Below are 383 nucleotides of genomic sequence, written 5' to 3'. Positions count from 1 at the left end.
CCTTAGCACTTAAGCGAGGTGCGTATAATACGCTTTCCACTTTGAAAGTCAACATAAAACTCTAAAATAATTTAGAACTTTATGGTGACTTGCTTAAATCTTAAGCAAGTGCGAAATAAAGCCTGGCGATGTTCTACTCTCACATGGGGAAGCCCCACACTACCATCGACGCTAATTCGTTTCACTTCTGAGTTCGGAATGGAAGTCAGGTGGGTCCAAATCGCTATGGTCGCCAAGCAAATTCTTTATCAATTTGCTCGCAAATTCAAACGCACTTTAGTGCGGCCCTTTAGGGTGAGATTTGCTTGCAAATCGAATAATTCGGAAAACTGATGTTAAGTTCTATTTATACACATTCAATGTTCTTACATTGAGTCCATCAA

General features: G+C 39.9%; 1 rRNA gene. It reads right to left on the bottom strand.

The features are described 5' to 3' along the window. Positions 1-120 precede the first annotated feature (120 nt). Positions 121-237: ribosomal RNA gene (gene rrf, locus VCHENC03_RS16130) — 5S ribosomal RNA — on the bottom strand. Positions 238-383 lie beyond the last annotated feature (146 nt).

The sequence above is a fragment of the Vibrio sp. HENC-03 genome (assembly GCF_000305755.2).
Taxonomy (GTDB): domain Bacteria; phylum Pseudomonadota; class Gammaproteobacteria; order Enterobacterales; family Vibrionaceae; genus Vibrio; species Vibrio owensii.
Note: the sequence above shows the minus strand (reverse complement) of the source record. Positions and strands in the feature narration are given on the sequence as shown.